At 68.6% G+C, this 22583-nt stretch carries 22 protein-coding genes and 1 pseudogene; 9 read left to right on the plus strand and 14 right to left on the minus strand.

Features of this window, described 5'->3' with window-relative positions; translation table 11 throughout:
* Positions 1-177: 177 nt before the first annotated feature.
* Genes JOE30_RS02595 through JOE30_RS02615 form a run of 5 tightly spaced genes read right to left on the minus strand, consistent with a single transcriptional unit; the run spans position 178 to position 5509 of the window.
* Positions 178-1290 (minus strand): ABC transporter ATP-binding protein, encoded by a 1113-nt coding sequence (locus JOE30_RS02595; RefSeq protein WP_204869265.1) that lies wholly within the window; start codon positions 1288-1290, stop codon positions 178-180.
* Positions 1291-1301: 11 nt separating this feature from the next.
* Positions 1302-2183: a carbohydrate ABC transporter permease gene (locus JOE30_RS02600; RefSeq protein ID WP_204869266.1), complete on the minus strand. Its 882-nt coding sequence runs from the start codon at positions 2181-2183 to the stop codon at positions 1302-1304.
* Complete coding sequence (locus JOE30_RS02605; RefSeq protein WP_204869267.1) at positions 2183-3130, minus strand: carbohydrate ABC transporter permease; 948 nt, start codon at positions 3128-3130, stop codon at positions 2183-2185. Before JOE30_RS02605 ends, JOE30_RS02600 begins: the two co-directional genes overlap by 1 nt.
* Positions 3130-4479, minus strand: coding sequence for a sugar ABC transporter substrate-binding protein (locus tag JOE30_RS02610; RefSeq protein ID WP_204869268.1), 1350 nt, complete (start codon positions 4477-4479; stop codon positions 3130-3132). The genes JOE30_RS02605 and JOE30_RS02610 overlap by 1 nt, the downstream gene beginning before the upstream one ends.
* A 7-nt stretch (positions 4480-4486) precedes the next feature.
* Entirely contained in the window at positions 4487-5509 is a 1023-nt protein-coding gene (locus JOE30_RS02615; protein ID WP_204869269.1) for a sugar-binding transcriptional regulator, read from the minus strand.
* 69 nt (positions 5510-5578) lie between these two features.
* On the opposite strand from JOE30_RS02615, the gene JOE30_RS02620 reads away from it, so the two are divergent.
* Entirely contained in the window at positions 5579-6601 is a 1023-nt protein-coding gene (locus JOE30_RS02620) for an NAD(P)-dependent alcohol dehydrogenase (protein ID WP_204869270.1), read from the plus strand.
* Positions 6598-8073: a mannitol dehydrogenase family protein gene (locus JOE30_RS02625; RefSeq protein ID WP_204869271.1), complete on the plus strand. Its 1476-nt coding sequence runs from the start codon at positions 6598-6600 to the stop codon at positions 8071-8073. The genes JOE30_RS02620 and JOE30_RS02625 overlap by 4 nt, the downstream gene beginning before the upstream one ends.
* A 24-nt stretch (positions 8074-8097) precedes the next feature.
* On the opposite strand, the gene JOE30_RS02630 is transcribed toward JOE30_RS02625, so the two are convergent.
* Positions 8098-9489 (minus strand): xylulokinase, encoded by a 1392-nt coding sequence (locus tag JOE30_RS02630; RefSeq protein ID WP_204869272.1) that lies wholly within the window; start codon positions 9487-9489, stop codon positions 8098-8100.
* A gap of 72 nt (positions 9490-9561) precedes the next feature.
* Here JOE30_RS02630 and JOE30_RS02635 point away from each other — a divergent pair, with 72 nt between their 5' ends.
* Entirely contained in the window at positions 9562-10254 is a 693-nt protein-coding gene (locus JOE30_RS02635) for a TetR family transcriptional regulator (RefSeq protein WP_204869273.1), read from the plus strand.
* On the opposite strand, the gene JOE30_RS02640 is transcribed toward JOE30_RS02635, so the two are convergent.
* Entirely contained in the window at positions 10238-12295 is a 2058-nt protein-coding gene (locus JOE30_RS02640) for an acyltransferase family protein (RefSeq protein WP_307806037.1), read from the minus strand. The genes JOE30_RS02635 and JOE30_RS02640 overlap by 17 nt on opposite strands.
* Before the next feature lie 166 nt (positions 12296-12461).
* Between JOE30_RS02640 and JOE30_RS02645 the strand changes: the two genes are divergently transcribed.
* Positions 12462-13619, plus strand: coding sequence for an acyl-CoA dehydrogenase (locus tag JOE30_RS02645; RefSeq protein ID WP_204869274.1), 1158 nt, complete (start codon positions 12462-12464; stop codon positions 13617-13619).
* Positions 13620-13747: 128 nt separating this feature from the next.
* On the opposite strand, the gene JOE30_RS02650 is transcribed toward JOE30_RS02645, so the two are convergent.
* Genes JOE30_RS02650 through JOE30_RS02660 form a run of 3 tightly spaced genes read right to left on the minus strand, consistent with a single transcriptional unit; the run spans position 13748 to position 15365 of the window.
* Positions 13748-14116: an RNA-binding S4 domain-containing protein gene (locus tag JOE30_RS02650; RefSeq protein ID WP_204869275.1), complete on the minus strand. Its 369-nt coding sequence runs from the start codon at positions 14114-14116 to the stop codon at positions 13748-13750.
* Positions 14113-14604, minus strand: coding sequence for a metallophosphoesterase family protein (locus JOE30_RS02655; RefSeq protein WP_204869276.1), 492 nt, complete (start codon positions 14602-14604; stop codon positions 14113-14115). Before JOE30_RS02655 ends, JOE30_RS02650 begins: the two co-directional genes overlap by 4 nt.
* 2 nt (positions 14605-14606) lie before the next feature.
* Positions 14607-15365, minus strand: a complete 759-nt coding sequence (locus JOE30_RS02660; RefSeq protein ID WP_027506139.1) for an SDR family oxidoreductase — start codon at positions 15363-15365, stop codon at positions 14607-14609.
* A gap of 104 nt (positions 15366-15469) precedes the next feature.
* Between JOE30_RS02660 and JOE30_RS02665 the strand changes: the two genes are divergently transcribed.
* Both JOE30_RS02665 and JOE30_RS02670 read left to right on the plus strand, forming a co-directional pair.
* On the plus strand, positions 15470-15901 hold the full coding sequence (locus JOE30_RS02665; protein WP_204869277.1) for a VOC family protein: 432 nt from the start codon (positions 15470-15472) through the stop codon (positions 15899-15901).
* A complete protein-coding gene (locus JOE30_RS02670; RefSeq protein WP_204869278.1) occupies positions 15898-16209 on the plus strand; it encodes a hypothetical protein in 312 nt (103 codons plus the stop codon). Before JOE30_RS02665 ends, JOE30_RS02670 begins: the two co-directional genes overlap by 4 nt.
* A gap of 15 nt (positions 16210-16224) precedes the next feature.
* Here the strand turns inward: JOE30_RS02670 and JOE30_RS02675 are convergent.
* The 3 genes and pseudogenes from JOE30_RS02675 to JOE30_RS02685 all read right to left on the minus strand — a co-directional run.
* Positions 16225-16410 (minus strand): annotated as a pseudogene (locus JOE30_RS02675) (S26 family signal peptidase); the annotation flags it as partial.
* 23 nt (positions 16411-16433) lie between these two features.
* The gene (locus JOE30_RS02680; protein ID WP_204869279.1) at positions 16434-18152 is read right to left on the minus strand and encodes a metallophosphoesterase; all 1719 of its coding nucleotides are present in this window, start codon (positions 18150-18152) and stop codon (positions 16434-16436) included.
* Positions 18153-18272: 120 nt separating this feature from the next.
* A complete protein-coding gene (locus JOE30_RS02685; protein ID WP_204869280.1) occupies positions 18273-19052 on the minus strand; it encodes a 1-acyl-sn-glycerol-3-phosphate acyltransferase in 780 nt (259 codons plus the stop codon).
* Positions 19053-19193: 141 nt separating this feature from the next.
* On the opposite strand from JOE30_RS02685, the gene JOE30_RS02690 reads away from it, so the two are divergent.
* A complete protein-coding gene (locus JOE30_RS02690) occupies positions 19194-20591 on the plus strand; it encodes an NAD(P)/FAD-dependent oxidoreductase (RefSeq protein WP_307806038.1) in 1398 nt (465 codons plus the stop codon).
* Positions 20592-20606: 15 nt separating this feature from the next.
* The gene (locus JOE30_RS02695) at positions 20607-21428 is read left to right on the plus strand and encodes a UbiA family prenyltransferase (protein ID WP_204869282.1); all 822 of its coding nucleotides are present in this window, start codon (positions 20607-20609) and stop codon (positions 21426-21428) included.
* Here JOE30_RS02695 and JOE30_RS02700 read toward each other — a convergent pair.
* Positions 21411-21737 carry a hypothetical protein gene (locus JOE30_RS02700; protein WP_239532466.1) on the minus strand — a complete coding sequence of 109 codons (327 nt, stop codon included), beginning with the start codon at positions 21735-21737 and terminating at the stop codon, positions 21411-21413. The two genes, JOE30_RS02695 and JOE30_RS02700, sit on opposite strands and share 18 nt — an antisense overlap.
* 90 nt (positions 21738-21827) lie before the next feature.
* Here JOE30_RS02700 and JOE30_RS02705 point away from each other — a divergent pair, with 90 nt between their 5' ends.
* Entirely contained in the window at positions 21828-22538 is a 711-nt protein-coding gene (locus JOE30_RS02705; protein WP_204869283.1) for a dienelactone hydrolase family protein, read from the plus strand.
* The last annotated feature ends 45 nt before the right edge of the window (positions 22539-22583 follow it).

Below are 22583 nucleotides of genomic sequence, written 5' to 3' on the forward strand. Positions count from 1 at the left end.
GAGGTCGACGCGAAGCACTGGTGGCCCTGGAGTCACCCGGGAGACGCGGCGGACGTGCTGCTCGACCACGCCCACGGGGACCGATAGCCCGCAGACGAGCGTGACGACCCGATGGTGGACGGGTGTGGGAACGGTCTTCCCGGCACGTTCCCACACCCGAGTCTTGCCCCCTACTGCTCAGGCACCGATCCGCTCGCCCGAGGTCGGGTGGAACAGGTACGCGGTGCCCTCCTGCTTGGTCAGCGTGACCTTCTGGCCGATCCGCGCGGGTGCCCTCCTCGGAGAGCGTGCCACGATCGTGGCCGGAGTGCCGTCCGAGGCGCGGATCCGGGTGTCGTCGAAGCTGGCGTAGAGATAGCTCTCGTTGCCGAGCTCCTCGACGAGGTCGACGGTGACCAGCAGTCCCTCGTCGTCCGCCGAACCGATCGCGAGCTGTTCGGGACGCAGGCCGAGGGTCACCTCGTCGAGTCCCGCCGCGGCGATCGCGGTCAGCTGGTCGCGCTCGAGCGGCACGGTGCGCTCCCCGACCTTCAGGCCGCCGGAGACAACTGGGACCGTGAACAGATTCATCGCCGGCGAGCCGATGAAGCCGGCCACGAAGGCGTTGACCGGGTGGTCGTACAGCTCGGTCGGAGCCGCGAACTGCTGCAGCTTCCCGTCCTTGAGAATCGCGACGCGGTCGCCCATCGTCATGGCCTCGACCTGGTCGTGCGTGACGTACACGGTGGTGGTCCCCAGCCGACGCTGCAGAGCGGCGATCTGCGTGCGCGTCTGCACCCGCAGTTTGGCGTCGAGGTTCGACAGCGGCTCGTCCATACAGAACACCTGGGGCTCACGGACGATCGCGCGGCCCATGGCGACGCGCTGCCGCTGACCACCGGAGAGCTTGCCGGGCTTGCGATCCAGGTACTCGGTAAGGTCGAGGAGTCGGGCCGCCTCGGCGACGCGGGCCTGACGCTTCTCGAGGCTGACCCCGCGCATCTTGAGCGCGAAGCCCATGTTCTCGCCGACGGTCTTGTTGGGGTAGAGCGCGTAGTTCTGGAACACCATCGCGATGTCGCGGTCCTTGGACGGCACACCGACCATGTTCTTCCCGCCGATCTCGATGGCGCCGCCGTCGATCTCCTCGAGGCCGGCGAGCATCCGCAGCGCGGTGGACTTCCCGGAGCCCGACGGCCCGACGAGGACGACGAACTCACCGTCCTGGATGTCGAGGTCGAGCGAGTCCACCGCCAGCTTGTCGGCGCCGTCGTAGATGCAGGACGCTTGCTTGTACGAGATTGCAGCCATGGTTCTTTCTCCTACTTGATGGCGCCGAAGGACAGGCCGCGCACGAGCTTGTTCTGCGCGAACCATCCGGCGAGGACGACGGGGAGGGCTGCGAACGTCGCAGCGGCGGAGAGCTGGGCCCAGTACAGGCCCTGCCCGGTGATGAAGCCGACGAGGTAGACCGGAATCGTCTGTGCCTGAACGGCGGTGAGGTTGACGGCGAAGAAGAACTCGTTCCACGAGAAGATCACACAGATCAGCGACGTGGCCGCGATGCCGGGCGAGACCAGCGGCAGGATGACTTCCCGCACCGAGGTCCACAGCGACGCCCCGTCCATGCTCGCGGCCTCGAGCAACTCGCTCGGGACCTCGAGGAAGAACGACCGCATCATCCACACCGCGATCGGCAGATTCATCGCCGTGTACAGGATGATGAGCGCCCAGATGTTATCGAGCAGACCGATGTCGCCGACGATGACGTACAGCGGCACGATGGCCGCCACGACCGGCAGCATCTTCGTCGAGATGAAGAAGAAGAGCACGTCCTGCGTCTTCTTCACGGGACGCAGCGACAGGGCGAAAGCAGCCGGGACACCCAGCAGCAGAACGAGAATCGTGGACACGACGGTCGCGAAGGCCGAGTTGAGCAGCGTCGTGCCGATGCCGCTCTCGAGAACGCCGCGGTACTGGTCGAGGGTGGGGGTGAAGAAGATCTTCGGCGTCGCGGTGTAGGCGTCGGCTTCCTGCTTGAACCCGGTGATGACCATCCACAGAACCGGGAAGAAGAAAGCGATACCGGCGACCCAGGCGACGAAGGACCAGATCGATCCCGGCCCCCATCTCTTCTTGCGGGTGATCGGCGCGGTGACACTCGGAGCTCCGCTGCCGGTGCTCCGCTCGGTGGTGGTACTCATCAGGCAGCCTCCTCTTTCCCGCTGAAGCTCGTGAAGATCAGTCGCAGCGCCAGTGTGCTGACGACGATGGTGGCCACCACGGTGACGACGCCCATGGCCGCGGCCTGACCGATGTCGAAGCCGAGGAACGCTCGTTGATAGATGTAGAACGGCAGGTTCGACGACGCCACACCCGGGCCGCCGGACGTCATCATGTAGACGGCGTCGAAGGTGTTGATGAGGTAGATGGCGCCCAGCACCGCTCCGAGCTCGATGAAGCGTCGCAGATGCGGCAACGTCAACTCGCGGAACAGGGCGACGGGCCCGGCACCGTCCACCCGCGCCGCCTCCGCGATGTCCTTCGGCATGGACTGCAGTCCCGCCAGGATCAGCAGCATCATGAAGGGGGTCCACTGCCAGACCAGGTTGGTCATGACCGCGGCGAGCGGGAACCGCGAGACCCAGTCGATCTGGTCGACTCCGAACGGGCTGAGCACGAAGTTGATGAGGCCGAACACCGGGTCGAACATGGTGGTCTTCCAGATCAGTGCACCGGCGACCGGGGTGATGAGGAACGGAGTGATCAGCAGGGTGCGAATCAGACTGCGACCGATGAACTTACGGTCCAACAGCAGTGCGAGCACCAGGCCGAGCGCCACCGAGATGATCACCGTGCCCACGATCATGATCACCGTGTTGAACGCGACCGAGCGGAACTGGCTGTCCCGGAACACGTCCACGTAGTTGTTCAGACCGTTGAACTCCCGCGATCCCGGGCGCACCAGGTTCCACGACTGCGTCGAGTAGTACAGCGTGAACAGGAACGGGATCTGCGTGACGACGATCGCGAAGACCATGGCCGGCAGCAGGGGACCGCGGCGCCGCCACCCCTCCGCCTTCGAGATCACCCGTTCGCGAGGAGCGAACGGCGTCTCGGATCTCGCCGAGCCGACATCGGTCGTGGTCATCACTGATCCTCCTGATACGTCTTGCCGACCACCTCGGCGTACTGCTGCGCTTGAGCGAGCGCGTCCTGGACGCTGATCTGTCCTGCCACGGCGGCGCTGATCTGCTGACTGACCCGGGTGCCGAGATCCTGGAACTCGGGGATGGTGAGGAACTGGACGCCGGTGTACGGCACCGGATCGACCGTCGGGTTCAGCGGATCGGCATTGTTGATCGAGTCGAGCGTGACCTGACCGAAGGCGGCCGACGCCTCCTTGTACTCCGGGATCTCGTAGGTGGACAACCGGCTTCCCGGCGGCACCCGCTCCCAGCCGAGCTCGGTACCGACCTTCTTCAGGTACTCCTTGTTCGTCATCCACGACACGAACTTCCAGGCGTCGTCCGGGCTCTCCGACGTCGTCGGGATGCCGAGCGACCAGGAGTACAGCCACCCGTTGTCGCCCTTGACCGCCGACGGGGCCTTGGCGTAACCGATCTTGCCGACGACGGTGCTCGACGTGGGGTCCTCGAGCACCGACACCGCCGAGGTGGCGTCGTACCACATGGCCGTGTTGCCCTGTGCGAGTTGCGTTCCGCACTCGCTGAAGCCGCTCGTCGCCGCGCCGGCCTGGCCGTGCGACCGGACCAGGTCGACGTAGAACTGCACGGCTTCCTCGACCTGCGGGCTGTCGAGCTGCGCGTTCCAGTTCTCGTCGTACCACCGGCCGCCGAAGGCGTTGATGACGGTGTCGAGGGGAGCGAGTACCTCGCCCCAGCCGGGCTTGCCACGCAGGCAGATGCCCGACATGCCCGGACGGTCGAGTGTCGCGGCGGCCTCGGCCACCTGGTCCCAGGTGGGCTCGGCCGGCATCGTGATGCCCGCTTCCTCCATCAGGTCCTTGCGGTACATGAGGAAGGACGACTCACCGTAGAACGGCACCGAGTACATGCTTCCCTCGTAGGAGAGCGACTCCTTGAGCGACGGGATGAAATCGTCCTCGTCGTACCCCGGTGTGGCCTGGGCGTACTCGGACAGATTGGTGAGCCACCCGTTCTCGGCCCACTGCGGCGTCTCGTAGTTGCTGATCATCACCACGTCGAACTCACCGCCGCCCGTGGCCACCGACGCCGTGATCTTCGCGCGCGCCTCGTTCTCGGACAGCGAGACGAACTTCAGGTTCACACCCGGGTTCTCGGCCTCGAACTCCGGTGCGAGCGAGATCGCGTCGGACATCTGCGAGTTGGAGACGATGGCCACGGTGATGGTCGTGCCGCCACCGTCACCTCCGAACGATCCCGCGCCCGCGCAGCCGCTCGCCGTCAGCACGGTGGCTGCGGCGAGGGCGGCGAGTGGGACGAATCGTGATGTCACGTCGGTACTACCTCGATTCCTTCATGGGGTTGCTGCCGTGCTCGTCGAGAAGGTCCAGAGCACAGGCGATATCGGTCACCAGGACGGTGGCGAGACGGCCGCGCAGAGCGGCCCGGATCGCGGCGTGCTTGCGCGCACCGCCGGAGATGAGGAGCGTGGTGGCGCAGTTACGGATGTCGTCCAGCGGCACCGAGACCGTGCGGTCGGTCAGTGAGCTGTCGACGTCGGCGCCGTCGGAGTCGAAGAACCGACCGCCGATCTCACCGACCGCACCGAGTCGATCGAGTTCGGACAGGAGGTCGGCGTCGAGGAAGCTTCCCTCGAACAGTGTCGTCGACGTCGAGACCGGGCCCAGTCCGAAGAACATGAGATCCGCGGTGCGTCCGGCGTCGAGTGCCTTGGACATCAGCGAGTCCTGTTGCAGCGCGACGACTGTCGCCGGGTCGGCGTAAAGAGGGGCGTTGAGCCGCATCGGCGTCGCCTGCAGTTGCTCGGCGCACCGGGTGAGGACGAAGTCGACCCCGGTCTGGTAGTCCGCGGTGCTCATGGATCCGTCCAGCTGCACCACGCGGGTGCACCGGCTGCCGCGTCCCTGGAGCGACTGCGCCACCGCGACCGTCTCCGGCCCCCACGTGAAACCGAGGGTGTGAGCAGGCTGCACGCGTCGGGTGAGGACGCCCGACGCGGCGCGGCCCACCGCGTCGTACCGGCCGCCGGCGTCGTCGATGGTGGACGTGACCACCAGCGCCTCGTCCAGGCCGTACCGCTCCTCGAGTCGACGTTCGAGATCGGTGTGCACCGATCCGCTGATCTCCTCGGGCACGTGGATCTCGATGCGCACGAGCCCGTTCGCCCGGGCCCGGGCGACGAGTCGGCCTGCCGTGGGACGGGAGACACCGAGCTTGGTGGCGATCTCCGCCTGGGTCGCGCCCTCGACGTGGTACATCGTCGCCGCACGCAGCGCGAGCCTCAGCTCGTCGCTCGAACTCGGCGTCGTCACGATGTCGCTCCCGGTCGTCGAGGTGAGCATCTGCTCACCTGGTGTTCATCTGCTCACTTAAGCTAACATCCAGGTGTGATCCACACAACAGTCGATTCCATGCGTGCCGCAGTTCTCACCGAACCGGGACACATCGAGACGCAGACACGGCCGGTGCCGACGCCGAGCGCAGGTGACGTCCTGGTCCGGGTGGCATCCGTCGGAGTCTGCGGATCGGATGCGCACTACTACCGCGAGGGTCGCATCGGCGACTTCGTCGTCGACTCGCCGCTCGTTCTGGGCCACGAGGCGTCGGGCGTGATCGTCGCCGTCGGTGACGGCGTCTCCCCTCGGCGAGTCGGGTCCCGAGTGTCCATCGAGCCGCAACGACCCGATCCCGACAGTCGCGAGACGCGCTCGGGCCACTACAACCTGTGCCCCCACATGGAGTTCTATGCAACCCCTCCCGTGGACGGTGCCCTCTGCGAGTACGTGACCATCGGATCCTCGTTCGCGCACGATGTCCCCGACGCGGTGTCCGACGACGCCGCGGCCCTCTTCGAGCCCTTGTCGGTGGCCATCGCGACCGCGCGCAAGGCCGGAATCACCGGCGGCTCACGAGTGTTGATCGCGGGCGCCGGGCCGGTCGGAGTGCTCACCGCGCAGGTCGCACGCGCCTTCGGCGCGACGGAGATCCTCGTGTCGGACATCTCGGCCGACCGCCGCGCCAACGCCACCCGGTACGGGGCGACCCGCGTGATCGATCCGGCGGCCGAGTCGGTACACGACCTCGATGTCGACGCGTTCATCGACGCGTCGGGCGCACCCCGCGCAGTGCAGGACGGGATGCGCGCCGTGCGCCCTGCGGGCAGAGTGGTGCTCGTGGGCATGGGCGGCGACGAGTACCCGATTCCCGTGTCGGTGATCCAGAACCGGGAACTGTGGGTCACCGGCGTCTTCCGCTATGCCGACACCTGGCCCACCGCACTGGAACTCGTCCGCACCGGACGGGTCGAGCTCGACAGCATGGTCACCGGCCGGTTCGACCTGGATCATGTCGAGGACGCACTGAATCACGACCGTACCGACGGCAGCATCAAGGCTGTCGTCACCGTGACACCCAGTCAGGAGACTCTCTCGTGAAGCTGTCCGCCGCCACCCTCGACCAGCTTCCCGACGACGTGGACGTGCCACGGTACGACCGCTCGGCGATCACCACCGGGATCGTCCACTTCGGCGTCGGCGGCTTCCACCGTGCGCACCAGGCGATGTATGTGGACCGGCTGCTCCGCACCGACTTCGAGTCCGCATCACGCTGGGGTATCTGCGGCGTGGGCGTCCTGCCGGGTGATCGCCGCATGAAGGACGTCATGGACGCCCAGGACTGTCTCTACACGCTGGCGCTGCGGCACTCCGACGGCTCGTGGGACACCTCGGTCGTCGGATCCATCACCGAGTACCTCTTCGCGCCGGACGATCCCGAGGCGGTGATCGAGAAGCTCGCCCACGCCGACACCCGCATCGTCTCTCTCACCGTCACCGAGGGCGGCTACAACTTCTCCGCCACCACGGGCGAGTTCGACGCCGAGAACCCCTCTGTACGAGCTGATCTGGCCCCCGGTGCGGTACCGGGCACGACCTTCGGACTGGTGTGCGAGGCGTTGTCCCGCCGGAAGGATCGCGGGCTCGCACCGTTCACGATCATGTCGTGCGACAACATCGAGGGCAACGGCCACATCGCCCGGTCGACCTTCACCGCGTTCGCCCGCCTGAAGAATCCCGAACTGGCACAGTGGATCACGGACAACGCGCAGTTCCCCAACTCCATGGTCGACCGCATCACGCCCGTCACCACACCCGACGTCGTCGACGAGCTCGCCGCACGCTACGACCTCGAAGACCAGTGGCCGGTGGCCGCGGAGCCGTTCACCCAGTGGGCGCTCGAGGATCACTTCACCCTCGGCCGGCCGTCGTTCGAGGACGTGGGCGTTCAGGTGGTCGACGACGTCACCCCGTACGAGCTGATGAAGCTGCGCCTGCTCAACGCGAGCCATCAGGCCCTCTGCTACGTCGGGTACCTCAGCGGCTACCGGCTCGTGCACGACGTCACGCAGGACGCACTGTTCGCCGAGTTCCTGTTGCGCTACATGGACGAGGAGGCCACTCCCACGCTGCACCCGGTTCCCGGAATCGACCTGGCCGAGTACAAGAAGACGCTGATCGAGCGCTTCTCCAACCCCGAGATCCGGGACACCGTGGCACGGCTCTGCGCCGAATCGTCGGACCGGATCCCGAAGTGGCTGGTCCCGGTGGTGCGCACGAACCTCGAGTCCGGCGGACCGGTCGCACTGTCCGCCGCGGTGATCGCGAGCTGGGCGCGCTACGCCGAGGGTGTCGACGAGCAGGGTGAGCCCATCGAGATCGTCGACCGTCTGAAGGACACGCTCACCCCGCTGGCTCGGCAGCAGCGCGAGGACCCCCTCGCGTTCGTGCGGAACCGCGAGTTGTTCGGGGATCTGGTGGACGATCCGCGCTTCGTCGACGCCTACACCGCGGCTCTCGACTCCCTGCACACCCGCGGAGCCCGCGCCACCGTGGAGTGGTCGGTGCGCTGACGCCCGTACGCCCACACCGAACCACTACGTCCCCTCGGTCAGGTGGCTCACCTCCGCGTAGCGCTCTCGCACCGCCGGGGTCGGGTCCGCCTCGTACCGGGGGATGTCCGCCGCGGCCCAGGCGGGCGGTTCGGCCCCGCCGGACAGCACCCAGGCCGCCTGGCGCGCGGCCCCGTCGGCCACGTACTCACCGGGCGGCGGGACGTCGACGGGCATTCCGAAGACTGCCGGCGCCAGGACGCGCACCGCCTCCGACTTCGCGCCCCCGCCGACGAGCAGCACTCGCGACACCGTCGCACCCTGCGCCACCAGGTGGTCGATCCCGTCGGCGAGACTGCACAGCAGGCCCTCGATCGCGGAACGCGCGAGGTGCGCCGGGGTCGAATTGGTCAGGCGCAGGCCGTGAATCGCGCCGGTCGCGTCGGGCCTGTTCGGTGTGCGCTCCCCCTCGAGGTACGGCACCATGACCAGGCCCTGGCTCTCCGTGGACAGCGCGAGCCGCGACAGTTCGTCGTGGTCGACGCCGAGCAGCCGTGCGGTCGCATCGAGCACGCGCGCGGCGTTCAGGGTACAGACGAGAGGCAGTTGACGACCGGTGGCGTCGGCGAAGCCCGCCACCAGTCCCGACGCGTCGCGAGGAGCCACGGTGGTGACGGCGGAGACCACACCGGACGTGCCGATGGAGACCACCAGGTCACCCTCGCCGGCACCCAGAGCCAGTGCTGCAGCGGCATTGTCACCGGTTCCGGGCCCGATGGCCGCGCCGCCGGACGTCGTGCCGATCCGCGTCGAGGGCGCCGCCACGGTGGGCACGTGCGGGGTGCGCCCGCGGAGCGCGAGACCGAGCAGATCGACGCGGTACTCGTTCGTGGCCGCCGAGAAGTACCCCGTGCCGCTGGCGTCACCCCGATCGGTGGCCAGGGCGTCGAGTCCGCGAGCGCCGCCGAGGCGCCAGGACAACCAGTCGTGTGGAAGACAGACTGCCGCAGTGCGATCGGCATTGTCCGGCTCGTGGTCCGCGAGCCAGCGCAGTTTCGCCGCGGTGATGGCCGCGACCGGCACCACGCCCACGGCGTCGGCCCATGCCTGGCCTCCACCCAGCTCGGTCACCAGGTCGCGAGCCGACTCGGCGGAGCGAGTGTCGTTCCACAGCAACGCCTGTCGGACGGTCTCGCCTGCCTCGTCGAGACACACCATGCCGTGCTGCTGCGCTCCGACGGAGACCGCGTCGACGCCGTCCATTCCACCGGCGTCCGCGAGAGCGGTCTCGAGAGCGTCGTGCCACCGGGCCGGGTCGATCTCGGTGCCGTCGGGATGGCCGGCTCGGCCATGGCGGACCAGCTCACCGGAATCCGCGTCCCGAACAACGATTTTGCACGACTGGGTGGACGAATCGACACCCATCACCAACGCCACGACCTCGTCCCTTCACCGTCACGTGCGTTCCGGCAGCTCACCGGTCCGAGCAGTTCACGCTACCGTGAAGCCATGGCCGCCCACGACGAACCGCGAGAAACCGAGGACTCCCGGTTCCGCCTCGAGGTCATGGGCGCGGCGCTGGAGCTCTTCGAGAGCAAGGGGTACGAGGCCACCACGGTCGACCAGATCGCGGAGAGCGCCGGGCTGTCGCGCCGCACGTTCTTCCGGCAGTTCCGGTCCAAGGAGGACGTGGTCTTCCTCGACCATGACGCCACCCTCGCCCATGTGCAGGACTTCCTGGGAACCACCGACCTCGACCCGTACGACGCCGTGTGCGAGGCCGCAGCGCGCGTGTTCGCCCGGTTCTCCGGCACGCCGGACACCACCCGTCGCCGCTACCGCGTCCTGCAGACGGTTCCCGCGTTGCGCGAGCGCGAACTGGTGATGGTGCTGCGGTACGAGCGCGTCTTCGTCGACACTCTGCGCCGCGGCGCCCCGACGCAGGAGCCGCTGTCCCTGGTGCAGTTCGCCGCCGCGGTCACGGCGACGCACAACTACCTGCTGCGCACGTGGCTACGCGACGGGGCCCGAGTCGAGGTCGAGGACGTGCGACGTGCCCTCGGAGCGGTGAAGCGGCGGTTCGTCACCGATACCGCGGGAGACCGGCCCACCGCACTCGTGTTGCCGCCGGGAACGTCGGTCGCCGACGTCACGACCCTGCTCGCACAGCACTTCGGGGACGGTCTCACCACCACCCCGTGACCTCGCCGAGCGTGCTGTCGACCACCGGCACGAGCGACCGGACGTACGTCGCCGACAGGTGGTGGGAATCGTGGTAGACCAGCACGTTTCCTTCGACGACGCGACACACGTCGGGACCGCAGACCGCATCGGAGAAGTCGACGGGAACCACCGAGGGGAACGGCAGCGACGCGGCGCGGGCCGGATCGATCTCGGACAGGGCCTCGCTGCGCGGCAGTCCGCACGACTCGCTGTCGCCGCCGTCGGCAAGGCAGTCCGCGGCGCGATACGGGACGCCCTCCCGGCTGAGCCAGGGAGTGTCCCGCACGGCCACGACGGGAAGAGCGAGCGCGGAGAAGCGTGCCCAGACGTCGAGGTACGCGTCGGGCGTGACGTCACCGAACTCCGTGGGGCTCGGCCGCGTCGACGTGGTGAACACCCAGTCGGGGCGGTCCGCCGCGAGGATGTCGAGCACCTCCGAGGACCAGTCCCGGCAGTCCGGGTAGGGCAGGTCCGCCAGGAGCGGCTCGCCGATGTCGAGCGGGCATCCCATCTTCAGGTAGGTGATCACGGCGAACCCGCGATCCCGGCCGATCCGGTGGAGAGCGGGGAGCCAGTGCTCGGCGTGCGATCCGCCGGCGAGGGCAAGGGTGCGCGTCGCATCGGGATCGCCGTACACGCACGAGATCACCTCGCGCTGCGTCATGTCCGCGATGCAGCCGTCCAGGGTCGACTGCGGCAGGTCCAGGTCCGCATCGAGCACGGTGGGTCGCATCGGAGCGTCCGGCACGGGCTCACCGTCGACGAGTGCGAGCGCCCCCGGGTAGCGCTCGTCGGCGCTCACGTCGGCGGTCGGCTGCGCCGTCGCGCGGTCGAGGTAGCCCTGCCAGGCCGCGCTCACCGCGGCGAGGCCGACCGCTCCGGTGGCCACCAGGGCAATGAGGACGCCGCGGCCCGCGCCCCGACGGTGCACCGGCTCCTCCACCCACGAGCGCGTGGCGACGGCCAGGGCGATCGAGACGACCGTCACGGCGGATCCCGTCACCACGGTCACCGAGTGCCCTGCACTCAGCACCGCGATGAGGATCGGCCAGTGCCACAGGTACAGCGGGTAGGCGATGGAGCCGAGGAACTGCAGTGGGCGGGACTCGAGAACGCGGGTCACGGCAGGTGCTCGGGACTCGGGAGCACCTGCACCGGCGACCACCAGCAGCATCGCGGCCCCGACCGGCACCAGCGCGGCCGGACCGGGGAACTGCGCCGCACCGTCGACGAGGAACCCACAGCCCACGAGCGCGGCGAGTCCGACGACGGCGGCCGCGGCACGCAGCGCGGCCGGCAGCACCACCCGGCCGATCGCCAGCCAGGCGATCGCACCGACCGCGAGCTCCCACGTCCGCGCCCCGGTGTCGTAGTAGGCCCACCCCTGGTGGGTGCGGCCGATGTCGGCCGCGTAGGCGAACGACACCGCGGCGGCGACCGCGAGCACCGACACCAGCACCGGTGTCGTCAGGTCCCGGCGACCACACCGTCGGCACGCCGCGGCGACGAGGAACACCACTGCCGTGACACCGACGTAGAACTGCACCTGCACGGACATCGACCACAGGTGCTGGAGCGGACTGACCGACAGATCGGCCGCCGCGTAGTCGGACGCGGTCCGCGCGAGCTCCCAGTTCTGGACGTACGCCAGCGAAGCGAGGAGCTGCCGCGTCGTCGCGTCCCACATCGTGAAGGGCCGGTCCCACACGGTCCACAGGGCCACAGCGCCGAACACCACCACCGCAGCGGGGTAGAGGCGTCGGGCGGTGCGGACGACGAGGGGCCGCAGGACGGGACCGTCGGCTCGCTCGACGCGGCGCAGGACCATCGGCGTGAAGAAGAAGCCGGACAGAACGAGGAAGACGTCGACGCCGCCCGAGACCCTGCCGAACCAGATGTGGAAGACGACGACGAGGGCGATCGCCAGCCCGCGGAGGCCGTCGAGGTCGACGCGGTGGCCCGGACGCAGCACACCGACGGCCCGGGCACCCGGCGCACGGGTCGTCGCCTGGTGGTGCACGGCCACCAGAATAAGGGACGGACGGTACGGCTTCGGAGCACCCGCACGTGACCGGTGACACTTGGTGCCACGCCGCCATGGTCACCGGCCAGTCGGTCCGGTACGCTGGCCACATTCCGTGACACCGAGTGCCACGACTCCCTTCACCACGACGAACGGACATCCCATGGCCGGCAACCCCAGCTTCGACCTCTTCCAGCTCGCCGACGAGCACAACGAACTGCGCGAGGCCATCCGCGCACTCTCCGAGAAGGAGATCGCTCCGTACGCCACCGAGGTCGACGAGCAGGAGCGCTTCCCCGACGAGGCCCTGAAGGCACTCAACGCCTCCGGCTTCAACGCCGTGCACATCCCCGAGGAGTACGGCGGCCAGGGAGCCGACTCGGTCGCAGCCTGCATGGTGATCGAGGAAGTTGCGCGCGTGTGCGGTTCCTCCTCACTGATCCCCGCCGTGAACAAGCTCGGCACCATGGGCCTGATCCTGAGCGGCGGCGAGGAGCTCAAGCAGAAGGTGCTGCCCTCCATCGCCGAGGGCGAGATGGCGTCCTACGGACTGTCCGAGCGGGAGGCGGGCTCGGACGCCGCCGGTATGAAGACCCGCGCGAAGGCGGACGGTGACGACTGGATCCTGAACGGCTCGAAGGCGTGGATCACCAACGCCGGCAAGTCGACCTGGTACACCGTCATGGCCGTCACCGATCCCGAGAAGAAGGCCAACGGCATCTCGGCGTTCATGGTGCACAAGGACGACGAGGGCTTCTCGGTCGGCGAGAAGGAGCGCAAGCTCGGCATCAAGGGCAGCCCCACCCGTGAGCTGTACTTCGAGAACTGCCGCATCCCCGGAGACCGCATCATCGGCGAGCCCGGCACCGGCTTCAAGACGGCACTCGCGACGCTCGACCACACCCGTCCCACCATCGGCGCCCAGGCCGTCGGCATCGCGCAGGGCGCTCTCGACGCGGCCATCGCGTACACCAAGGACCGCAAGCAGTTCGGCAAGGCCATCAGCACGTTCCAGGGCGTCGAGTTCATGCTCGCCGACATGGCGATGGAGATCGAGGCGGCTCGCCTCATGGTGTACTCGGCAGCCGCTCGCGCCGAGCGCGGCGAGAAGAACCTCGGCTTCATCTCCGCTGCCTCCAAGTGCTTCGCCTCGGACGTCGCCATGAAGGTGACCACCGACGCGGTGCAGCTCTTCGGCGGCGCCGGCTACACGCGCGACTTCCCCGTCGAGCGCATGATGCGCGACGCCAAGATCACGCAGATCTACGAGGGCACCAACCAGATTCAGCGCGTCGTCATGTCGCGCGCACTGCTGCGCTGACACCGTTCCCGCACCCTTCCTCGCGTTCCGCACGCAGCCTTGCCGAGCAACACGCGTGCGAGAGCCGAGGATGGGTGCGGGAACGTCAGGCGCCGGCCGAGGGAACCCCGCGCGCCTGTCGAGTACAGCTAGTCGCTCGGCGGTGCCGACCGCAACCGGTCGATCTCGCGCCGGTCCCGCTTCGTCGGCCTGCCGGCTCCTCGATCGCGAACGGGCACTGCGGCGAACAGTTCCCGTGGCGGCGGGGGTGGACTCCGGTCGATGTAGCACGTCACCGCGGCCGGAGCTCCCACTCGCTTGTTCACCAGCTGGGTCACCTCGACGATCTTCTCGAATCCCCCGGCGCGGATGCGCACCTCGTCACCGGGTACCACGTGCTGCGCCGGCTTGGCCGCGCTGCCGTTGATCTTCACGTGTCCGCCGCGGCACGCCGATGCGGCGGCGGAGCGTGTCTTGAACAGCCGCACCGACCATGTCCAGGCGTCGATGCGCGTCACAGCTCGTGCACCACGACGTCCGAGACGGCACCGTCGCTCAGGGTCATCGTCATGTAGGTGCAGTGCGGTTGCCGCCGACGGTCGGTCGGCGAGCCCGGGTTGAGCAGGCGCATCCCGTTGTCGGACACCGAGTCCCACGGAATGTGACTGTGCCCGAACACGAGCAGGTCGGCGTCCGGGAACTGCGCGTCCATCCGCTTCTCCCGTCCCCCCTTCGCTCCGGTCTCGTGCGTGACGACCATGCGCACACCCTCGACCGTCCGCCGTGCGACCTCCGGCAACCGCGCGCGGAGATCGTCACCGTCGTTGTTGCCCCAGCAGGCGAGAAGATCGGTCGACCGCTCCTCGAGAGCATCGAGCAGCGACGGCGCCATCCAGTCACCCGCGTGCACCACCAGCTCGGCGGCGTCCACCGCGTCCCACACCGCGGCGGGCAGATCCCGCGCGCGGGTGGGGACGTGGGTGTCGGAGAGAAGAAGAACTCGCATCGTCAGTCTTTGGGCCCGCCCGCGACGTAGACGACCTGGCCGGACACGAATCCCGCACCCTCGCTGCAGAAGAAGGATGCCGTGTGGGCGATGTCCTCCGGCTGACCGATGCGGTTGACCGGGATCTGCGACGCAGCGCCCTTCTTGAAGTCCTCGAACGGCACTCCGACGCGCTCGGCCGTCGCCGCCGTCATCTCCGTCTCGATGAAACCGGGTGCGATCGCGTTGACCGTGACGTTGTAGCGGCCCAGCTCGATGGCGAGGGTCTTCGTGAAGCCCTGCATACCTGCCTTGGCGGCCGCGTAGTTGGCCTGGCCGCGGTTGCCCAGCGCCGAGGTGGACGACAGGTTGACGATGCGTCCCCACTTGGCCTCGACCTGATGCTTCTGCACCTCGCGGGACATGAGGAACGATCCGCGCAGATGCACGCCCAGCACGGCGTCCCAGTCGTCGACCGACATCTTGAACAGAAGATTGTCGCGCAGGATGCCGGCGTTGTTCACCAGCACCGTGGGTGCACCGAAGTCGGTGGCGATGCGCTCGACCGCGGAGACGACCGACTGCTCGTCGGCGACGTTCGCGCCGACGGCGATGGCCTGACCACCGGCTGCGGTGATCGCGTCGACCGTGCCGGCACACGCCGCCTCGTCGAGATCGACGACGGCGACACCGAAGCCGTCCGCAGCGAGACGTCGGGCGACGGCGGCACCGATTCCTCGCGCACTTCCCGTGACGATTGCTGTCCTGACCTGCTCGCTCACGACTACCCTCTTTCTCATCTCGGCCCCGAAACCCCGCGGCTCCCACTCTTTCTATCAAGTCACACGAGTCGGCGGACCACCCCTGCTCGAGAAAGAGGCTCGCCATGACCACCCGACTCAATCCGTATCTGTCGTTCCGCGACTCGGCGCGAGAGGCGATGGAGTTCTACCGCACCGTGTTCGGCGGAGAACTCACGCTGTCGACCTTCGGAGACTCCGGGATGCCCGTCGAGGACTCCGAGTCCGGCAACGTCATGCACGGTCAGCTCGACACCCCGAGCGGCTTCACACTGATGGGCGCCGACACACCCTCGTCGATGGAGGTGAGCACCAACGGCACGGTGTCCCTGAGCGGCGACGACGCGGCAGAACTGCGCGGGTTCTGGGACGCGCTCGCCGAGGGCGGCACCCTCGGTGTCCCGCTGGAGACGGCGCCGTGGGGCGACACCTTCGGGATGCTCACCGACCGGTTCGGCATCGGGTGGATGGTGAACATCGCCGGCAGCGCGGAACCGGAAAGAGGAGCACTGGCATGACGTCCTCCACGGACACTGTCACAGCGACCGTCACTGTGAAGCCGGCTCGGGTGAACACGTGGTTCCATGCGCTGTTCACCAGGCCGGGCCTCGATGTCGACGGACGTGGTCACCCACTGCGCTGGGGAACGAACACCGTCGACATTCCCGCGGCCGCCGACCGCGTCGGCGTGTATTTCCACTACCGCGGGCGACCCGCACAACGACTGGCATGGAGCGAGAAGCTGCTCGATCACCACATCGGTGATCGAGTGACGGCCCGCCTCGGAGTGCGAAACTCGGCCCGCTTCACCATCATCGAACCGTGAACGCGCGGCGCGATGTCAGTGAATCAAGCCCCACCTCGCGGGTGGGAGAACGACGGCGCGCGCTCGGCCGATGACCGCATCCACCGGGACGGTGCCGCCGAACTCGTCGGAGCGGTGGAAACGGGAATCCGCAGAGTGATCCCGGTTGTCGCCCATCATCCAGAGGTTCCCTGCCGGAACGGTGACGGGGCCGAAGCACCGACGAACCGAGACCCCCGAGGGCTCTAGCTGCCGAACGCGAGCGGCAGCTCACGGCGGAAGGTGACCTCGTCGAACTCCCGCCCGTACTCGTCGACCGCGGCGATGCGCATCCGACTCGGTGTGATGCCGGGGATTCCGGGCGTCACGTCCGCGCGGACGAACGAGTAGTTGCGAAATCGCACCCGTGACCAGGTGAGCGATTCGGGCACCTTCGATCCGTCCGCGGCGACGACGTAGCTGTTCGGCACCGACGTGTCGGCCACCTCGTTGCCGCGGTAGCTCTCGCGCTCGCCGTCCTGGAATCCGTAGCGCGGACGGCCACCACCGCCCACCGTGTAGTAGACGGTGCCGTCCGAGACGGAGGTGACCTCCGATCGGTCGCCGGCGACGCGGGTCGGGGATCCCCCGCGGATCGGATCGGACCGTTCGAAGACGTGATTGTGCGCCTGCAGCACCACGTCGACGTGGTACCGGTCGAACAGGCCCGCCCACGCGCCGCGCACACCGCCGTCGCTCGCGTGGTCCTTCGTCGTCGAGTACGCGCAGTGGTGGAAGAAGCAGACGATGAAGTCGACGGCCGGATCGGCCCGGTAGCGCGCCAGGGTCGACTCCACCCATCCCGTCTGACGTCCGCCGCTGTAACCCGTGTTGGCGCGGATCTCGTGCGACACGTCGTTCGCGTCGAGGGACAGCACCGCGACGTTGCCGTGCACGAACGAGTACACCGACGGGCACCCGGCGGGCCCGTTGTCCGGCTGATCCAATCGTGCTGCGTGGCCGCCGTATCCGTTGGGCCCGTACAGCGCCTCCATGTCGTGGTTGCCGGTCGCGAACAGCCAGGGCGCCGATGCTGCGCTCTGCTCGATCGCGGCGAAGTAGCCGTCCCACACGTAGGGGTTGAACTTGTCGAAGACCTTGTCCACGGTGCCCCCGCTGGGGACGAAGCGAGGCGTGCGCCCCTGTCCGGACGGATCCGCGTACGCGATGTCGCCGGCGAGGATGTGGAAGTCGGGCCGTGAGTCGGCGATCTGGCGCACGATGTTGGCCGCGTGCTTGGCCGACGGCTCGTTGTCGGGCTTGTAGTAGAGGTCGTCGTAGTCGCCGGGCTTCAGGCCGGGAGGCTGCGTCGGCGTCTCGTCGACGCCTTGATCTCCCATCATCGTGAACCGGAACGGTGCGAGCCGTCCGGGCGGCAGTGCCGGTGCGGCACTGCGGACGTCGCTGACGTAGCCGTCGGCGGTGCGCCACCGGTAGTAGTGCGGAAGACGGGGTGTGAGGCCGTCCACCGGAACGTGCACGTAGAACTGCTCGGCTGCCAGGATGCCGCCGTCGGATCGCGGCACCTGACTCACCAGGTTGCGCACCTCGGCCGATGTGGTGGCGCCCAGTGCCGGGGTCGGACCGTGGTCGAGAAACACCCCGGTGAGTCCGGGATTGCGGGAGAGCTGCGCCGAGAACCGAAGCTGCGTCGCGGCGTCGGAGCCGAAGGAGAGGTGCCGTCCTCCGACGGTCAGCGGCGCGTCCTGCGCGTAGGCGACGCGATTCCAACCGGGGTTTCCCACCCCGGCGGCTGCGGCGACGGCGGCAGCGCCCACGAGGAAGTTCCGGCGTGACACCCGGTGGCGTCGAAGATTGCTCAGGTGCCAGTCGCGCTGCTCGGCCATCGATGCCTGTGCCGCGATGTGCGCGGGAACCCCCGTGTCGACGATCTCCCCGGCCGGGTTCAGTGCGTTCTCCACCATGGAGACGACGCTGCTCCCGTCACCTCGACGTCAGGCACACAGCAGGCGAGCAGGAGCCGAATCGGACGTGAACAACGATGCAGCACATAACATTTCGGTCCGACCGGACAAAACCACCAGTCAGTACTGGCGGACCGACAGCTCGACGGCGACCTGAAGATACTCGGCGACGGTGCGCGCGATGGAGACCGGCTTGTCGGGGAGCACGATGTCCGGCACGTCGATGTGCACGCTCGCCGAGCGGTACCTGCCGGGCGGCGGTCCGTAGTGCAGCCCCATCACCACGAGCCTCGGCTCGACGCCGCGCGTCCGTGCGCGTGTGACGATGTGGCCGATACCGCTCCCGACGTGCTGGAGGACCGTCGGATCACCCTCGTTGCACGTGCCCTCCGGGAAGATCGCGAGGTCGTCACCGCGAGAGAGCCTTTCGGCGCACACGTCCATCATGAGATTGCCGGCTCGGGACACGGCGCGCAGACCGTGGTCGCGGCTGCGGAACACCGGGATGCCGCCCATCATCTCGATGCGGCGTCGTTGCGACGTCCGCTCCGCGATGCGGCGGGTCCGCGGACGGTTCGGTTCGGTCTCGACGAACAGCTCGTCCTTGGCCAGGACGCGGGTGCGGCCGATGACGGGTCGCAGCGCACTGGACCACGCGGCGGCAGCGACCGTGTACGGGTCGGTCTCGCTGACGTGGTTCACGGCCAGGATGAACCGCGTGTCGTCGTAGATGAGGGCGCGGAGGCGTTCGCGCGCGCCGTCGCCGTACCGGACGCGGGGTCGGAACCGTCCGGCGAGAGCCCCGTAGGCGAGCCGCGTGACGCGTCGATTCTGCTGATGCTCCCGGTAGTAGTCGTACACGGCGTCGGCGTTCTCGAGGGCGACCACGGGGCGATCCATGCTCGAATCGTAGGCGTTCGCCCTGCTCCACCTATTTGTTCTGACAAATCGAGCGCGCCGTGTATGGTCTGGGTCACAGACGGGAACCCCGTCGGAGGCGGACCCGCAGGTCGGCCACGTGAAGTGAGAGGAACGGGCACCGTGACCACCACCACAGCCCCGCACCGCGTCGTCGTCATCGGCTCCGGATTCGGCGGCCTGTTCGCGACCAAGGCCCTGCGTCGGAGCGACGTCGACGTGACGATCGTGGCGCGCACCGCGCACCACCTGTTCCAGCCGTTGCTCTACCAGGTGGCCACCGGCATCCTCTCCGAGGGCGAGATCGCGCCCTCCACCCGTCTCATCCTCAAGAACCAGGCGAATGCCGCCGTCGTGCTCGGCGACGTCACGGAGGTCGACCTCGAGGCGCGCACCGTCGTCTCGGTCAGCCGTGGCCGCGTCACCGTCACTCCGTACGACAGCCTCGTCGTCGCCGCGGGCGCCGGCCAGTCCTACTTCGGCAACGATCACTTCGCCGAGTTCGCCCCCGGCATGAAGACGCTCGACGACGCCCTCGAGCTGCGCGGGCGCATCATGAACGCGTTCGACGCCGCCGAACTCACCACCGACCCCGTCGAGCGCGCACGGCTGCTCACGTTCGTCGTCGTCGGCGCCGGCCCCACGGGCGTCGAGATGGCGGGCCAGATCGCCGAGCTCTCGCGCCGCACCCTCGCCGGAACGTTCCGCACGATCGACAGCCGCGACGCCCGCGTGATTCTGCTCGACGCGGCCCCGAAGGTGTTGCCGCCCTTCGCCGACTCGCTGGGCGAGAATGCTCGACGACGGCTCGAGAAGGTCGGTGTCGAGGTCGAGCTGCGCGCCGCGGTCACCGACGTCGACGCCGACGGATTGTCGGTCCGCGACAGCGACGGCACCGAGCGCCGCATCGAGTCCTCCTGCAAGGTCTGGTCGGCCGGTGTCTCCGCGAGCCCGCTCGCGGCGCAGCTCGCGGCGAAGTCCGGAGCCGAGGTCGACCGCGCGGGCCGCGTGCTCGTCGAGGCCGATCTGACGCTGCCGGGCCACCCCGAGGTCTTCGTGATCGGCGACATGATGGCGCGCGACAAGCTCCCCGGCGTCGCCCAGGTGGCGATCCAGGGCGGCCGCTACGCCGCACGGTGCATCACCGCCGACGTCCGCGCCGCTGCCACCGACACACCGCGCCCCGAGCGCACCCCGTTCCACTACCGGGACAAGGGCAGCATGGCGACCGTGACGCGGTTCTCGGCCGTGGCGCAGGTGGGACCCGTCAAGATCACCGGCTTCCTGGCATGGCTGATGTGGCTCGCGGTGCACCTCGTCTACATCGTCGGATTCAAGAGTCGACTCACCACCGTCTTCAACTGGACGTGGACGTTCCTCGGCCGAGCGCGGACCCAGCTGACCGTCACGCAGCAGCAGATGCATGCGCGCACGGCACTCGGCAGGCTCGTCGTGCTCGAGGACGCCCGCCGCGAGCGGGACGCGGGAGCCCCGGTACGCGAGGACGCTCGCGCCAGCTGAGTACTGTTCCGGTACATGGGCAGTCGACTCTCCGCTCTCCTCGTCGCCTCCCACCCCGGCCCGGCCGCCGCGGTCACGTCGTTCGTCGCACTGCTGTCGGTCAGCATCGGGCCACCTTCGGCAGGGCTCCTCGTCGTCGTGGTCGTGGCGGTGCTGAGCGGGCAACTGATCGTGGGATGGACCAACGACCTGATCGACGCCCCGCGGGACACCGCGGTCGGCCGCACGGACAAGCCGCTCGCCGTCGGGCGCCTCGACCCCACCATCGTGCGGGTGTGCGTCGCGGTCGCTGCGGTGGTCTGCGTGGTGTTCTCGATGCTGTGCGGCGTGGTTCCCGGTGCGGTGCACCTCGTGCTGGGAGTCGGGTCGGCCCTCGCCTACAACCTGGGTCTGAAATCCACCGTCGTGTCGTGGCTGCCGTACACCGTCGCGTTCGGATCGGCGCCCGTGGTCGTCTCGCTCACCGTGGCCGACGCGATGCCGCCGTGGTGGATGATCACGGTCGGGGCGCTGCTCGGCTTCGGCGCCCACCTGGTCAACGTGCTGCCCGACATCGCCGACGACACGGCGACGGGAGTCCGCGGGCTGGCACACCGACTCCCCGCGCGCGTGGTCGCTCCACTCGCCGCGGGGGTGCTCGTCACCGCATCGATCGTGGGGGTCGTGGGGAGCGGGGCCCTCGGGCGCACCGGGGCCACGACCGCAGCGGGAATCGCCGCTCTGGCCGTCGTGATCGTCGCCGCGTGGATCGCGTCGACCGGCAGCGGCCGGACGCCCTTCCGCGCGGCAATCGTCATCGCCGGCGTGACCGTGCTGGTGCTACTGCTTCCGCGCTGACGCCTCGGCGGCCGAGCTCAGGTCCCCGGCGGCCTCGAGGTCGTCGGTGTCGCGGAACACCAGGCACCCGTTGTCCAACGCCACCGCCCACCGGTGCGCCACGGCCCAGTCCCGACCCACGGAGGACGAGCCCACGAAGTCGGCGAAGTCCTCGACGATCGATCCCGTCTCGAGAGGCCACGACGCCGGATCCGAGTCGCGGTCGACGGAGTGCCGGGTGCGCACCCGCGCACCGATCTCGAACGTCGGCGGCGGACCGGTCGGCTCCTGCGGCGTCGCTGCTCCGGGGTTGTTCAAGGTCGATGTCATGGCAGCCTCCTGCTGGTTCCTCGGCGCGGTTTTCCCCGTTTCACACATTTCACACATAGAACACCGAGATTCTCGTGATCTGATGGTGGGATGGCCATCACTTTCACCACACGCGTCCCGGAAGGTCCGATACGAGGCGGTGTCGTCGTCGTCCAGGAGGCGTTCGGCGTGACCGACCACATCGCGGAGGTCTGCGGCCGCTTCGCCTCGGCGGGATGGATCGCCGTGGCCCCGCATCTCTTCCATCGGGCCGGTGATCCGGTGGTGTCGTACGACGACATGAGCACCGCGATGGACCTGATCGGCGCACTGAAGGCCGAGGAGATCGATCAGGACGTCGATGCCGCGTTCGACGAGTTGGCCGGGTACGGCTACGGACCGAGCGGGTGCGCCATCGTCGGGTTCTGCATGGGCGGCACGGTGGCTTTCGAGACGGCGGTGCGGCGTCCACTCGGCGCCGCGGCCACGTTCTACGGCGGCGGCATCCGAGAGGGTCGCTTCGGCTACCCGCCCCTGCTCGACGGCGCCACGGCACTGCGGACGCCGTGGCACGGGTTCTTCGGCGATCTCGACACCGGCATTCCGGTCGACGACGTCGATGCGCTGAACGCCGCCGTCACCGAGGCGCAGGTGGACACTCGCATCGCCCGCTATCCCGACGCGGAGCACGGCTTCCACTGCAACGATCGACCCGCCGTCTACAACGAACGGGCTGCGTACGACGCGTGGTCGCGCACCCTCGACTGGTTCGATCTGCACGTGGATCCGGCGGGGGAACAAGTAGCGGGGCCGCGCGGTTGAGCCGGGCAAGTAGTTGATTCTTCAACTTAATCCCAGGAGGCCGAC

The organism is Rhodococcus sp. PvP016, from assembly GCF_017832185.1.
In the GTDB taxonomy this organism is placed as follows: Bacteria; Actinomycetota; Actinomycetes; order Mycobacteriales; family Mycobacteriaceae; genus Rhodococcoides.

Excerpts from the sequence above, each read along its gene's own strand:
- JOE30_RS02595 (WP_204869265.1), bottom strand. The coding sequence starts at position 1,290 with ATGGCTGCAATCTCGTACAAGCAAGCGTCCTGCATCTACGACGGCGCC.
- JOE30_RS02600 (WP_204869266.1), bottom strand. The coding sequence starts at position 2,183 with ATGAGTACCACCACCGAGCGGAGCACCGGCAGCGGAGCTCCGAGTGTC.
- JOE30_RS02605 (WP_204869267.1), bottom strand. The coding sequence starts at position 3,130 with ATGACCACGACCGATGTCGGCTCGGCGAGATCCGAGACGCCGTTCGCT.
- JOE30_RS02615 (WP_204869269.1), bottom strand. The coding sequence starts at position 5,509 with ATGCTCACCTCGACGACCGGGAGCGACATCGTGACGACGCCGAGTTCG.
- JOE30_RS02620 (WP_204869270.1), top strand. The coding sequence starts at position 5,579 with ATGCGTGCCGCAGTTCTCACCGAACCGGGACACATCGAGACGCAGACA.
- JOE30_RS02635 (WP_204869273.1), top strand. The coding sequence starts at position 9,562 with ATGGCCGCCCACGACGAACCGCGAGAAACCGAGGACTCCCGGTTCCGC.
- JOE30_RS02645 (WP_204869274.1), top strand. The coding sequence starts at position 12,462 with ATGGCCGGCAACCCCAGCTTCGACCTCTTCCAGCTCGCCGACGAGCAC.
- JOE30_RS02655 (WP_204869276.1), bottom strand. The coding sequence starts at position 14,604 with ATGCGAGTTCTTCTTCTCTCCGACACCCACGTCCCCACCCGCGCGCGG.
- JOE30_RS02665 (WP_204869277.1), top strand. The coding sequence starts at position 15,470 with ATGACCACCCGACTCAATCCGTATCTGTCGTTCCGCGACTCGGCGCGA.
- JOE30_RS02670 (WP_204869278.1), top strand. The coding sequence starts at position 15,898 with ATGACGTCCTCCACGGACACTGTCACAGCGACCGTCACTGTGAAGCCG.
- JOE30_RS02680 (WP_204869279.1), bottom strand. The coding sequence starts at position 18,152 with ATGGTGGAGAACGCACTGAACCCGGCCGGGGAGATCGTCGACACGGGG.
- JOE30_RS02685 (WP_204869280.1), bottom strand. The coding sequence starts at position 19,052 with ATGGATCGCCCCGTGGTCGCCCTCGAGAACGCCGACGCCGTGTACGAC.
- JOE30_RS02695 (WP_204869282.1), top strand. The coding sequence starts at position 20,607 with ATGGGCAGTCGACTCTCCGCTCTCCTCGTCGCCTCCCACCCCGGCCCG.
- JOE30_RS02700 (WP_239532466.1), bottom strand. The coding sequence starts at position 21,737 with ATGACATCGACCTTGAACAACCCCGGAGCAGCGACGCCGCAGGAGCCG.
- JOE30_RS02705 (WP_204869283.1), top strand. The coding sequence starts at position 21,828 with ATGGCCATCACTTTCACCACACGCGTCCCGGAAGGTCCGATACGAGGC.